The 13,036-nt window shown below is 68.5% G+C and carries 10 protein-coding genes; 2 read left to right on the top strand and 8 right to left on the bottom strand.

Annotation, left to right across the window (positions count from 1 at the left end):
- Positions 1-111: 111 nt before the first annotated feature.
- Positions 112-918 carry a nuclear transport factor 2 family protein gene (locus ACYR7D_RS00430; protein WP_459547657.1) on the bottom strand — a complete coding sequence of 269 codons (807 nt, stop codon included), beginning with the start codon at positions 916-918 and terminating at the stop codon, positions 112-114.
- Positions 919-1,075: 157 nt separating this feature from the next.
- Between ACYR7D_RS00430 and ACYR7D_RS00425 the strand changes: the two genes are divergently transcribed.
- Positions 1,076-1,834 (top strand): DUF6319 family protein, encoded by a 759-nt coding sequence (locus ACYR7D_RS00425; protein WP_459547656.1) that lies wholly within the window; start codon positions 1,076-1,078, stop codon positions 1,832-1,834.
- A 2-nt stretch (positions 1,835-1,836) separates the two neighbouring features.
- On the opposite strand, the gene ACYR7D_RS00420 is transcribed toward ACYR7D_RS00425, so the two are convergent.
- On the bottom strand, positions 1,837-3,369 hold the full coding sequence (locus ACYR7D_RS00420; RefSeq protein WP_459547655.1) for a GGDEF domain-containing protein: 1,533 nt from the start codon (positions 3,367-3,369) through the stop codon (positions 1,837-1,839).
- 297 nt (positions 3,370-3,666) lie between these two features.
- On the opposite strand from ACYR7D_RS00420, the gene galK reads away from it, so the two are divergent.
- Positions 3,667-4,806 carry a galactokinase gene (gene galK / locus ACYR7D_RS00415; protein ID WP_459547654.1) on the top strand — a complete coding sequence of 380 codons (1,140 nt, stop codon included), beginning with the start codon at positions 3,667-3,669 and terminating at the stop codon, positions 4,804-4,806.
- Between the two features lie 53 nt (positions 4,807-4,859).
- On the opposite strand, the gene ACYR7D_RS00410 is transcribed toward galK, so the two are convergent.
- The 6 genes from ACYR7D_RS00410 to ACYR7D_RS00385 form a co-directional block, all read right to left on the bottom strand.
- A complete protein-coding gene (locus tag ACYR7D_RS00410) occupies positions 4,860-6,368 on the bottom strand; it encodes a PepSY-associated TM helix domain-containing protein (protein WP_459547653.1) in 1,509 nt (502 codons plus the stop codon).
- A 171-nt stretch (positions 6,369-6,539) separates the two neighbouring features.
- Positions 6,540-7,097: a hypothetical protein gene (locus ACYR7D_RS00405; protein WP_459547652.1), complete on the bottom strand. Its 558-nt coding sequence runs from the start codon at positions 7,095-7,097 to the stop codon at positions 6,540-6,542.
- 82 nt (positions 7,098-7,179) lie between these two features.
- Positions 7,180-8,826 carry an acyl-CoA synthetase gene (locus ACYR7D_RS00400; protein ID WP_459547651.1) on the bottom strand — a complete coding sequence of 549 codons (1,647 nt, stop codon included), beginning with the start codon at positions 8,824-8,826 and terminating at the stop codon, positions 7,180-7,182.
- Between the two features lie 171 nt (positions 8,827-8,997).
- Positions 8,998-10,617, bottom strand: coding sequence for an acyl-CoA synthetase (locus ACYR7D_RS00395; protein WP_459547650.1), 1,620 nt, complete (start codon positions 10,615-10,617; stop codon positions 8,998-9,000).
- A 204-nt stretch (positions 10,618-10,821) separates the two neighbouring features.
- Positions 10,822-11,457 (bottom strand): hypothetical protein, encoded by a 636-nt coding sequence (locus tag ACYR7D_RS00390; RefSeq protein WP_459547649.1) that lies wholly within the window; start codon positions 11,455-11,457, stop codon positions 10,822-10,824.
- 299 nt (positions 11,458-11,756) lie between these two features.
- Positions 11,757-12,986, bottom strand: a complete 1,230-nt coding sequence (locus tag ACYR7D_RS00385) for an acyl-CoA dehydrogenase family protein (protein WP_459547648.1) — start codon at positions 12,984-12,986, stop codon at positions 11,757-11,759.
- Between the last annotated feature and the right edge of the window lie 50 nt (positions 12,987-13,036).

Raw genomic sequence — 13,036 nt, 5'->3', positions numbered from 1 at the left:
TACCGCTGAATTTACCGGGACTTGTCGTCTCGGTAAATAGGTGTGACGGGACGGTACACAATCGTGAGGAGCGGGTGGAGTGCCCGGTTCGCGGTGCCGGAGCGCGCGGGATCAGACCGTGTGCGTATGTACCCGGAGCGTTTCGAGACGTGCCTGCCGGGGGTGGAACTCGAAGATCATCAGGGCGGGCCCGTCCGCCGTCTCGACGCTGACGGTCACCGACCGGCCGGCCGCGAGGGTTTTACCCTGTCGCAGGCCACGTGACCGTGCGGTCAGCTCGGCCGGTGTGACCACCTCGCCCGACCACAGGAGCACGGTCTCCCGGCCGCCGGCCAGTCTGGTCACTGTCGCGGTATCGCCCGCGGCCGCCGCCGCGCACAGCCGGGACGCGATCCGCTTACCGGTCTTCCCGATACCGGTACACGCCTGTGCCATACCCGTCAGGCCGCGCACGCCCTGATTGCGCAGTAGCAGACCGCCGAGCCGGACCCCGGCGCCCCATCCGGCGGGGCCGGTGCCCAGCAATCGCCCGATCATGGGCAGGAGTTCCCAGTAGGCCGCCAGGTACCGGATCCGCAGCTGCCCGTCTTCCTCGGCGAGGTCGTAGCGCAGATGCATCGGAACCCGCACTCGCGCGCCCGTCGACATGGTGATGGTGATGGCGAGATCGCGCAGTACCGTGGCGGGTCCGGCGAAATCGTGGGCCACATCGAACACTATGTCGTTGGGGGCGATGAAGGTTTCGTAGAACCGGGTGATCGCCTCGTGTCCGGTATGTGGAGCCGAGCCGACCGGATCGTTGACCACCGCGGCGCGGGTGAAGAGGCCCACCCAGGTGGGGCGGTCGTGCGCGGCCACTGCGCGGGGGGAGGCCAGCACGGCGTCGCGCAGTTCAGCGGGCGTCGGGTCCAGCGGCACGGTGACTCCTCACGTCCGGATTCCGCGGCCCATAGTAGAACAGGTTCTATAGATGGTCGGGGAATTGTCCCGCCCGCTCGCGAAGATGTCGGTGCGGTGCGGCATCATCTGTGCACGCAGCTATTCGACGAAACAGTGAGATTGCCCGGAGTGCGCCATGCCGTCGCGAACATCCAACGCGAAGCCGAAACCTCTGTCCGACAACGACCTCGCGCAGATCGCCGCGGAGATAGCGGCCGGTCGGCCGCCGATGGTCTGGTTCACCGCGGCCGCGGTGGGCGTCACCGAGGGGCGTTCGGGCAAGGTCGTCTCGCTGGGCGACCCGGCCGACGGTGATTTCCTGCAGATCCGGCCCACCGGGTCCAAGGACGTCCTGTCCTTCGGGCCCACCGAGGTCACCCTCACCAAACCGCAACGCGACCGGCCGGTCGCGTCCAAATCCAGCTCCGACAGGTCATCCGAGAAGAAGGAAACGCCCGTGACTCCCGCTGCGTCCCCGTCCGCCGCGCCCGCCGCCCCTCGTAAATCCGCGTCCGGCGAAACGGCTACCACCGCGCCGAAGAACACTGCGCCCGACAACAAACCGGCCGCCACGTCGCGGCCCGCCGCCCCGGCCAAGGCCGCCAAGACCCCGGCCGCGCGCAAATCCAAGACGCCGGAGGTCACGGTCACCATCAACGGCACCGCCGAGGGCGAGTGGACCGTGGACGTGACCAACGGCAAGAAACGCGCCGCGCGCGCCGTACCGGTGGCCGGCCCGGCCGTCGCGCAGGCGGCGAAACTGCTGCATCCCGAGGTGGCCGAAGTGGTGGAGGGCCTGCTGGAATCGGTGCGCGGGGCGCAGGCGGCGAAAGTGCAGCAGCTGCAGGCCGAATTGGAGCAGGCGCGCAAACTGCTCGAAGAGCTTTCGGACTGAGCTCAGACCGCCGTCTCCCGTGGCCGCCAGCCGTGCTGGAGCGGCGGCTGGACCGGCTCGGCCAGGGAGTGCCGCACGGTGTCGTAGAACATGTAGCCGAAACCGCGCCGTTTCGCCCGGTACATCGCCACATCGGCATCGCGGACGAGATCGTAGATGCTGGCGTCCAGATTCCGGGGGCCGGCGCAGGCCAGGCCGATACTGGCGGTCAGCGGTATCTCACCGATACTGAGCGGGAACGGTTTCATGAAGGTGCCGAGCAGGCGTTCGGCCATTCGGGTCGCCTCGTCGCGGTCGAGCGGGGCCAGCACGATGAACTCGTCTCCGCCGTACCGGGCCACCACATCGTCGCGACGTACGGCGCCGCGAATCCGCTTGGCGGCTTCGGCGATCAACTCGTCACCCACGGTGTGGCCGTAGCTGTCGTTGATGGCCTTGAACTCGTCGAGATCGATGAACAGCAGGCACAGCGGGCGTTCGGCCCAGTCCCGATGCTCGCGGTGCAGTACGCGCAGCAGCGCGGAGCGGTTCAACAGTCCGGTGAGCGTATCGTGATCGGCCTGGTACCGGGCGCGCCGTTCGCTGCGAGCGCTGCGCCCGATGGCGCGTTCGCTGCGGATCAGCAGCCCCACCAGCAGCAGGGCCAGTACCGAGGAGACCATCACCTGGTCGAGCGGGCTCAGCGGCGCCCGGGCCACCGGGATCAGCGAGGAAACCACCAGTGCGACGGCGATAACGCTGGCCCGCTGCCGGGAGTGGTTGAGCCGGATGGATCGCGGTGCGCCGAGTGCCGACATGGTGGGGTGCAGTGCCGCCACCCCCACCGCCGCGTAGGCGCCGAGCAGCGGTAGCAGCAGCACTTCCGGATCGGACGGTAGGGCGCCCGTCGCCGCCAGGCGTAGGCCGATATCGGACAGTAATGCCCCGGCCAGGCCGACGTGCAGCAGTCGCAGCGCGGTCTCCGAATGGCTCGAGGTTGCCAGGGAATATGCCAGCAGGGTGAGCAGCAGCGCGTCGAACACCGGCAGCGATACCGCGGTGAGTGTGTTCATACCGGCTTCGCCGCTGGGCAGAACCGGGGCGATGAGGAAGGTCCACGCCGCCAAGAACGCCCCGAGACCGATCAGCCCGGAATCCAGCAGGACATCAGGGTGTACCCGGGCCTGCCGCGGCCGCAACCACAGCACCGCGACCACACAGGTGCCGACACAGCCGGCGAGTGTGCAGATCTCGTCGAGAGGGCTGGACGCGAGGCCGGTCAGTTCGCGCAGGACGGTACCGGTCGCGAACGGCACCACGGATGCCGCCAGCAGGTACCACGGCAGCGGCTGTGCGGGCCGGTGCCGCCGGACCCCGATTCCGATCATCGCCGCCGCCCCCAGCGCCACGAGAATCGCGATGAGCACGGCCGACATCCGATACCCGAGGAACAGGTGGACGATGGGCGGCACACCTACCAGGGCGAAAGCCGCGGCACAGCAGCGTATCCGGTGTCTACCTCGCCGTCCTGCCCGCTGTGGATCGCTGATGATCATCAGCCCCCCTTTTTTCGCGCCGTTTCCCGGGAGATCGAGCCGCGTCGTAGGTCTGGGAATCCTTGTCTGTCGTGCTCTACCTGCCCATCGAGCGGCGGCTGACCGAACCGAGTGTTCCTGTACGAGGGGATGTCCGAGCCGGGCGCAACGCGTCCGGCCATCGAATCTGGACTATGGGTCCGATGATGACACGCACTGTCGAATTTGTCGCTCGCTTGGCACAACAACGTCGTAACGGGTGTCCCGCTGGTGGCGCCGTCGTACGGGTCCGGCGCCGCGGATCGTACGGTGGTCGGTGTGACAGAACGCGAGGTGGGCGCGCGCCGTGCCTGGTCGGCACCGGGCCGGGTCAACCTGATCGGAGAACATACCGACTACAACGACGGATACGTGCTGCCGATAGCGATACCCCTCGCGGTCACCTGCGTCGGTAGCCGGTACACCGGCGATCTGGTGCGGGTTGGTTCGCGGCAACGGCCGGGCGAACCGGTGCGGTTACCGGCCGCCGCGCTGGACGACGAACGCGGCCTGGTCCCGGGCTGGGCGCGTTATCCCCTCGGGGTGGTGGCGGAGTTCCGCCGCCGCGGCCATCGGATCGAAGGGCTGGCACTGTTCTTCGACGGCGCCGTACCCGCGGGTGCGGGGCTGTCCTCGTCGGCGGCGCTGTGCTGCTCGGCCGCGGTCGCCGTCCGGGATCTGTACGCACCCATGGTGGGCGACCGCGAGTTGATCGATATCGCTCGCGCCGCCGAGAACGACTATGTGGGCGCGCCCACCGGCATCCTGGACCACGCCGCCTCGATCCTGTGCACGGCCGGGCACGCACTGTTCCTGGATGTGCGTGCGTTCCGTGCGGCGGAAACCGGTGGTTACGAACAGATCCCGTTCGACCTCGCGGCCGCGGGGCTGCGCCTGCTGGTGATCGATACCGGTCAGACCCACGAACACGCCCACGGCGGATACGGCCGGCGACGCGCCGAATGCGCCGCCGCCGCGGCGGCCCTCGGCGTGGCCTCGCTGCGCGATGTGGCCCGGCTCGAGGATCTGGACGGCCTGACCGACCCGGTACTGTATCGGCGGGCCCGGCATGTGGTCGGTGAGAACGAGCGCGTGCGTACCGTGGCCGCATTGTTGCGCGACGGCGCGGACCCGCGGCGGATCGGCCCGCTGCTCACCGCCGGGCATATCTCCCTGCGCGACGATTTCGCCGTATCCACCGGAGTCCTCGACGCGGCGGTGGAAGTGGCCGTGGCGGCCGGCGCCCACGGGGCACGGATGGTGGGCGGTGGATTCGGCGGTAGCGTGATCGCCCTCGTCGACGTCGAGAACGCCGGACGTGTCCAGGAGACGGTACGAGAACGACTCGCGGGGCAGGGGTTCGGCGATTCGCGGATCTTCGAGGCGATCGCCGCGGCCGGGGCAGGCCCCGGCGGATGAGCGGGGAACGACCCGGCCGGCCCTCATTTTCCGGCCGGGGCGTACCCCACGGTTCAGCCGGTCGTGCGGAGCCGGCGCAACCGGCCGAGGAGCATGTCGAACAGCAGGAACGCGAGCAGACTCAGCCCGAACACCGGGGCGAACCAGCCGATCAGCGCGGCCGCGGCGAGGACCGGTACGGCCATCATCGCCGACCGGCGCAGCGCTCCCCGGCGCGGTGGCCGGCCGCCGGCGAGCCGGCCGGTGGCGCCGGCCGGTTTACGCCGCCACCACATGAGATAGCCGCGCACGAGCACCGTGATCAGCCCGATCATCGCCGCCAGGAGCAGAAGCTGGTTGAGCGGCCCGAACATCAGGCCCATGTGGAACTGGATGCCCCAGTTCGCCAATTCGGCCATGAGCGGCCAGTCGGAATAGGGCAGGCGGGCGGTGACCGCGCCGGTGGCGCCGTCCACGGCGACCGAATCGACGGTGAGCGTGCCCGGCATCCGCCGTTCCCGTACCTCGAACGCGGTCCCGTCGTCCGCGGGGACGGCGATCTCGGCGGGTTGGGTGACACCCGCGAGGCGGGCGGCGGCGAGTACGGTGTCCAATTGCCCGATCCGCGCGGCCGGGACGGTATGGGTCGCCGCGGGGCCACCGTGGTGCCCGGCGTGGCCGGTCTCCACCGGTGTGGCCCCGCCGGGAAGAACGGTATCGACCACCGGTGTGGTCCAGCTCAGGTTCTCCCGCAGCTTCTCGATGGAGGCCCCCGCGTAGGCCGACCAGGTCAGGCCGGTCGCCGAGAGCAGCAACGCCACCGGGAGGATCCACATACCCACCACGGCGTGCCAGTTCAGCCGGCGTTCCCGCGCGTTCCCGAGGTTCGGGATCACGAGCCAGAATGCCGAATTGCGTTGCCGCCGGGCACGTACCCGCCGAACCCACAGCAGCAGACCGGCGAGGGCCACCACCCACAGCCAGGAGGCCGCCAGCTCCGAGTACAGCCGGCCCGGTTCACCCAGGTGCAGGTGGCGGTGTGCCCGGGATATCCAGGCGCGGACCGGAAGCGCGCCCGAACTGCCGTACACCACCGATTCGCCCACGGGTTCCGCGGTGACCGGGTCGACGAAGACCGCGCGCCGTTCGGATTCACCGAGGCCCGGATCGCTGAACAGGACCCGGGTGGTCTCGCCCGGTGCCGGTGCCGGTGCCACGGCGACGAGGGTCAGATCGGGGCGCACCGCCACACCGGCGTTCACCTGTTCTGCCAGCGGGCGCTGCGGCCCGGCGGAATCCACGTACAGCAGATCCCGGTTCACCAGTGATTCGATGGTCGGGGAAATCGCGTAGAGGGCACCGGTCACCGCGGCGATCAGCAGAAACGGCCCGACGAACAGACCGGCGTAGAAATGCAGCCGCAGCGCGAGTGCGCGCACCGCGCCTCTTCCCGCACCGGCGGGCCCACCCGACGGTGCGGTTCCTCCCGGGGTAGGGCGCTGTGCCGTGGCAGCGTCGCGTCCTGTGGTTGTGTCGTGTGCGGCGACAGGGTCTCGTGTCGCCGCAGCATCGGTTGTACTCATGTTCTCACCTGCGTCTGTCCTGACCCGCGCACGGCCGAAACTATCGGGTGCGCGGGTACCCCGGCGGTCCGTCGCCGGACCACCGGGTCGATGGAAACCGGCGTGGGGCGCGGTACGCGAACGGCCGCGGCGCCTGTGGCGCCCTGCCCTACCCGTGCCGGTGAATGCGGATCAGGACAGCCGCGGTGGAGCCCGGGTGCCCCCGGTACCGACGGCGAGAATTCGCGGTACCACACTGTCGCGATACGTGGTCCGCGATGGCGCCGGCCCGGTGACGGCCGGTGCCCGGAACAGGATCGGCAGCAATCGGGACAGCGACCGGATACCGATGCGGTAGACGGTTTCCGCGCCGCGTACGAGAAACGCCGCGGCACAGGCGGCGAGCACGTGCGCCGCGATCATGGCGGGGGTCAGCTGCAGCTCACCGTGGTGGAGATGGCCGGAACCCCAGCCGAGACAGAGGTGCCCGAGCAATTGACCGCCGGTCAGTGCCGCGGCGAGACCGGCGGACCCGGTGCGCAACGGGCGGAACCCGGCGACCAAGGCACCCAGGGCGGCGGCGGTGGCACCGAGCAGCATGAGCTCCGTACTGCCGGGCAGCGGTGCGGGGGCGGCCCAGCCGTGCGCGGCGACCGAGACGGTCCCCGACATCAGGCCGGCCGCCGCGCCGCGGACGCGGGCGGCGTCGCGGTGGTCCACCACGGGGGCGGACCCGAACCTGATACGCACCCGATGATGATATCGGACCGGGCGCCTGCCCTGCGGCGACCGCGTGAACGGCCGCGCGACCGCCGCCGGTCGGTCCGCTGTCTCAGCTGTCGAGCTCGAGTTCCGCGAGCGGTTTGCGCAGTAGTTTGCCGGTGGCGTTGCGCGGAAGTTCGTCGAGGAATACGACTTCGCGGGGCACCTTGTAGCGGGCGAGATTGGCCTTGACGTAATCCTTGATCTCCTGGGGGTCGCGGGCGGATTCCGGCCCCGGGACCACCACGGCACGTAGTCGTTTACCGAACTCACGGTCGTCCACCCCCACCACCGCCGCCTCCAGCACATCGGGCCGGTTGGCGATGAGGTGCTCGACCTCCTGCGGGAAGACGTTCTCGCCGCCGGAGACGATCATGTCGTCGTCGCGGCCGTCGATGAACAGCAGTCCGTCCTCGTCCAGATGTCCGACATCGCCGCTGGACATCATGCCGTCCACCCTCTCCTTGGTACGGCCGTCGGTGTAGGCCTTGAAGGCATGCGGGTTGTCGATGAAGATCGTGCCGGTGACATGTGGTTCGGTGATCCGGACGCGGTTCTCGTCGTAGAGCGCGATGCGCACCCCGACCGGCGCCCGGCCCGCGGTGGTCGGCTGCCGGCGCAGTTCGCCGGGGGTGGCCACGGTGATCACCGCGCATTCGGTGGAGCCGTACAAGTTGTACAGCACATCGCCGAAGTATTCACCGGTACGCACCACGACGTCCGGCGGGAGCGCCGAACCGGCCGCGAAGATCACCCGCAGGGAGGAGACGTCGTAGCGGTCCAGCACCTCGCGGGGCTGGTCCAGGATGCGCTGCAACATGGTCGGTACGACCACCAGCGAATCCGCTCGGTAGCGGGCGATATTGGCCAGGGTGAGCTCGGGGTCGAAGCGGCGCTGCTGGAACACGACCCGGTTCCCCAGTGCCAGCCCGATACTGAACTGGGACAGTCCGGTGCCGTGGAATATGGGCGCCGCCATCACCATCGTGCCGTTGGGCGGCAGCGGAACCCGATCGAGGAACTGGGCGGTCATGAACGGGCTGACCTTATCGCGCGGGGCGCCTTTCGGGGTCCCGGTGGTACCGCTGGTCAAGATGACGTTTCCGCCGGGTTTGCGGGGCGCGGGCAGCGGTGCGGTGGAGTGGCCGGCGCTCAACGACTCGATCGTCGGCAGCGCCGGGTCGGCCCGGTCGGATTCGTCGACCCAGGTGAGGATGCGCGGGATCTCGCCGGGTATTGCGCTCATCAGGTCGAAGAATTCGCTGTCGTGCAACACCGCCTTGACGTTCTCGCGTTCGGCCACATCCGCGAATTGCGGTTTGGCGAACCCGGTGTTCATCAGGACCGCGCGCACGCCGAGTTTGCCCGAGGTGAGCATGCTCACCACCATGCCGCGATGGTCCCGGGCCAGTACCGCCACCACATCACCGGGCCGCAGGCCCTGTTCGGTGAGCCCGCGCGCGAATGCGTTGGAGAGTTCGTCGAGTTGGCGAAAGGTCAGCTCACCGAGCTCGTCGACGATGGCGGGGGCGTCGGGCCGGGTCTGCGCGGCATGCATCACCACCCCGGCGAAGGGGCCGTACTTCGTCGCATTGCTCATCGAGCGGAGCGCGTGGTCGAGCCGCCACGGATCGAAGAGACCGCGTTTACGCATCACGTTCACGGCCTGTGCGATATCGCCGACCTTGCGGACGGGGCCGGGCAGCGTCAGTGTCATCGGCGACAACCTTCCGCGGTGGGCCGCCGGACCGGCTACCCACCTCATCGAGCTCCAGTGCTCCGCCAACCCTAGCAATGCCGCCTCCGATGCGGCGGCCATTGTCTCGGACAGTAGAGAAACCGGGAAAATCCTGTGATTGTTCCCGGTTTCGCTGCCTCGCAGAGGTTCTCAGGCCTCGTAGTCCACCAGGACCCGGCGCAGCAGTTTGCCGGTCGGGTTCCGCGGCAGGTCGTCGAGGAAGACCACTTCGCGCGGGACCTTGTACCGGGCGAGGTTCTCCTTGACGTAGGCCTTGATCGCGTCCTCGGTCGGTGTGCGGCCGGGTTCGGGCACCACGAAGGCGCGCAGCCGTTTGCCGAATTCCGCATCGTCGACACCGACCACGGCGGCGTCGAAGATGTCCTCGTGCTCGAGCAGCAGGTTCTCGACCTCCTGCGGGTAGACGTTCTCGCCGCCGGAGACGATCATGTCGTCGTCGCGGCCGTCCACCATGAGCAGGCCGTCCTCGGTGAAATGTCCGACGTCCCCACTGGACATGTATCCATCGATGATCTGCTTGTGCCGGCCGTCGGTGTAGCCCTCGAAGGGGGCGCCGCTGCGGACGAAGATCCGGCCGGTGACGTTCTCGGCGGTGATCCGCTTGTCGTTGTCGTCGTACAACCGCACATCGCAGGTGAGCGGCGGGCGACCGACGGTGCCGGGCGCCTTGGCCAGTTCGGCCGGCTGGGCCACCGTGGCGATGGCGACCTCGGTGGATCCGTAGAGGTTGTAGACCACGGGCCCGAACACCTCGGCGGACCGGATGCTGAGCTCCGGCGACAGTGCCGATCCGGCCAGGACGATGCCCTTCAGCGAGGAGGTGTCGTACTTCGCGCGGACCTCCTCCGGCAGTTCCACCATGCGGTGCAGCATGGTGGGCACCGCGACCAGCAGGTCGGCCTTGTGTTCGGAGACCAGTTTCAAGGTGGCCTCGGCGTCGAACCGGCGGCGCATCACGATCTTGTTGGACAGACCGGTGCTCACCAGCCAGGTACCCAGGCCGGTGCTGTGGAAGATCGGCGAGACGATCACGACGGTACCGCGATGGGGGAACGGCATCCGGTCCAGGAACTGGGCGGTGGCCAGCGGGCTCGCCTTCTCCCGCGGCGCGCCCTTGGGCAGGCCGGTGGTACCGCTGGTCAGGATGATGAAACCACCCGGCTTGGCAGGAACGGGCAGCTTCTCGGTGCCGTTCTCGGCGATGAGATCGTCCAGGCTCTTCGCGCCCTCTGGAAGGTCGGCGCCCTCGTCGACCCAGGTGAGGAAGCGGGGCAGATCGGCGGGCAGTGCGTCGAGCAGCCCCACGAACTCGCTGTCGTGCAGTACCGCCTTGACCTTCTCCCGCTCACACACCTCGGCGAACTGCGGTTTGGCGAAACCGGTGTTCATCAGGGCGATTTTCACGCCCAGCTTGCCCGCCGCGGCCATGGACAGGATCAGGCCGCGGTGGTCGCGGGCGAGGATACCGACGACCATGCCCTCGGTGATTCCGGCCTTGCGCAGGCCGTGGGCGATCGCGGTGGACTGATCGTCGAGTTCCCGGTAGGTCAGTTCGCCGCGTTCGTCGACCAGTCCCGGCGCCTCCGGCGCGATCCGCGCGGAATGCATGATCAGCGTGGCCTGCGGGATGTAGGTCTTGGAATCCTTCAGCGTGCGCAGCGTCTCCCGGGGATTCTTCAGATCGATGAATCCGCTGGACTGCAACAGTCCGTATGCCTTGACCACTTCCAGCGTGTGCGCCAGGTTCACCCTCGAACACCTCCACAGATTCTCGCGTCGGCACTCGACCTAGCGATTCCGAACGGCATATCGGGGCTCACCGTAGCAGTGAAAGTGCGTCTGCTCACAACATACGCTCCGGGCAAAAAGGACATCGCCGATGTGGCCGGAGTCTCGTCCGAAACGTACGTGTGCCGGGTGCCGCCGCTCATACGTACCGCCACCGGCCGCGGCTCAGTTGTAGACCGCGCCCAGTGAAGGGAAAGTGACATCGCCGCGCTGGTACGCGAAACCGTCCGGGTGCTCCGGACTCACCGGCACCGGCCACCGGTGCCACATACTGCCGTAGACCGCCGCCACGACCATGCCGGGACCGGGGTCGATCGGCCGGGTGCGGATGGTGGTGTCGGCGATGACGTCCACGTGTTCGGTCAGCTGCTCGATCCCACCGCGGCCGTTGGACAGGTTCAGCCACACCACATCCAGCCGTGCGCCGGTCTGGTCGGGAGCGATCGTCCCGGGACCGCCGAAGAAGCCGAAGCGGAACCCGTCGATGTTCAACGCCACACCGGAACCGTAGACCCCCGGCCCGCCGCCCCGGCCGACAGTGGATTCGGCGGGGACCTGGAAGGGCTGCGCCGGTAGGGCCGCCTCCTGGACGGCCCCGGTGACCCGGGAGTCGTGCAGGAGCGCGGTGACGGCCCGTTCGGCCCGGGGATCCCCCTGAGCCGCGGCCCGTAGTTCCCGGACCGCCGAGGTCCAGTCGACGCGGGTGGGGTCGGCGGTCGCGTGCCCGGTGAAGAGCACGGTCGCGACGGCGGTCACGACCGTGGCGGTGAGGAACCGGCGGGCGGAGCCCAATATGCGCATAACCAGTCTCCTTGCAGATGCGGGGTCCGGGGTACTGCTCAGTGACTCGGTGGTGCGATAGGTGCGGAATTCGGGGCGCCGGGCGGAGGAGCCGTCCGGAACAGCGGAACGACCCGGTCGGAACAAACATGTCACCCGCCGGCCGCGCTGTCCAGGACCGCCGCGCGGTCGGTCCGTGGACCGCCCGGTGCTCACGCGAACGACCGCGCGGAAGCCGTCTCGACGATGCGGTTCCCGCGTCGACGAACCGGCCCGTGCCACCGCGGTGGCACGGGCCGGTTCGTATGGATACGGCCGGATTACTTCAGTTCGGCGCTGGTCTTGCCCAGTACCCGGCGGGCCACGATGAGCTGCTGGATCTGCTGGGTGCCCTCGAAGATATCGAGGATTTTGGAATCGCGACCCCACTTCTCCAGGAGCAGACGCTGCGAGTAGCCGACGGCGCCGGCCAGTTCCACCGATTTCAGCGTGACGTCGGTACCGGTACGGCCGGCCTTCGCCTTGGACATGGACGCCTCGAGCGAATTGGGCTTCTTGTTGTCGGCCATCCACGCGGCGCGCAACGCCAGAAGGTATGCGGATTCGTAGTCCGCCTCCATCCGCAGGAATTCGGCCGCCGCGGCGTGCTGGTTGTTCGGCGGGGTGTCGTAGGAGATCTCGATACCCGCGTCGGTGAGGATGGCGCGCAACTCCTCGAGGGCTGCCCGGGTGACACCGATGGCCATGGCCGCGACCATCGGGCGGGTGTTGTCGAAGGTCTGCATGACCCCCGCGAAACCCTTCTCCACGTTCACTTCCGGGCTACCGAGGATATTGTCCTTCGGGATCCGGCAGTCCTGCAGGAGCAGCACCGCGGTATCGGAGGCCTTGATACCGAGTTTGTGTTCGAGCCGGGCCACCGAAAGGCCGGGAGCGTCGCGGGGGACCACGAACGATTTGATGGCCGCCCGGCCCAGGCTGCGATCGACCGAGGCCCACACCACGATATGGGTGGAGCGTTCTCCGGCGGTCACGAAGATCTTCTCGCCGTTGAGCACCCATTCGTCGCCGTCGAGTACGGCGGTGGTGGTGACCGCCGCCGAATCCGAGCCGAAACTCGGTTCGGTGATGGCCATCGAGGCCCACACTTTGCCGAAGCGCTTCAGTTGTTCGTCGGTGGCCACCGCGGCGATCGCGGCATTACCGAGGCCCTGGTACGGGATCGACAGCATCAGCCCCACATCCCCCCAGGAGGTTTCCAGGGCGTTGAGCAGCGCGGACATATTGCCGCCGTTGGCATTGGTGAGAAGTTCGGGGGCGTCGCCGCCGGTTTCGGCTCCGTCGGAGCGGCCGCCCGCCGCGCCGCTGATCTTCTGAGCGCCGGAATCGCTGAGGCCGTCCACCATGGCGGCCATGGTGTCGAGCTCCACCGGGTACTCGTGTTCGGCCAGATCGTATTTACGTGAGATCGGCCGGAAGATCTGCGCGGCGACCTGATGCGCCTGGTTGGCGCTGGCCCGCAGCTTCTTGGGAAGTTCGAGATTGATCATGAAAGTCTCCTGGCGATGGACCGGAAAGTTGTTCGAGGGTGGCGATCCAC

Source organism: Nocardia sp. X0981, from assembly GCF_977089955.1.
Note: the sequence above shows the minus strand (reverse complement) of the source record. Positions and strands in the feature narration are given on the sequence as shown.

Bases quoted from the DNA above. Each gene is read 5' to 3' on its own strand.
- ACYR7D_RS00425 (WP_459547656.1), top strand. From the start codon at position 1,076: ATGCCGTCGCGAACATCCAACGCGAAGCCGAAACCTCTGTCCGACAAC.
- ACYR7D_RS00420 (WP_459547655.1), bottom strand. From the start codon at position 3,369: ATGATCATCAGCGATCCACAGCGGGCAGGACGGCGAGGTAGACACCGG.
- ACYR7D_RS00410 (WP_459547653.1), bottom strand. From the start codon at position 6,368: ATGAGTACAACCGATGCTGCGGCGACACGAGACCCTGTCGCCGCACAC.
- ACYR7D_RS00400 (WP_459547651.1), bottom strand. From the start codon at position 8,826: ATGACACTGACGCTGCCCGGCCCCGTCCGCAAGGTCGGCGATATCGCA.
- ACYR7D_RS00390 (WP_459547649.1), bottom strand. From the start codon at position 11,457: ATGCGCATATTGGGCTCCGCCCGCCGGTTCCTCACCGCCACGGTCGTG.
- ACYR7D_RS00385 (WP_459547648.1), bottom strand. From the start codon at position 12,986: ATGATCAATCTCGAACTTCCCAAGAAGCTGCGGGCCAGCGCCAACCAG.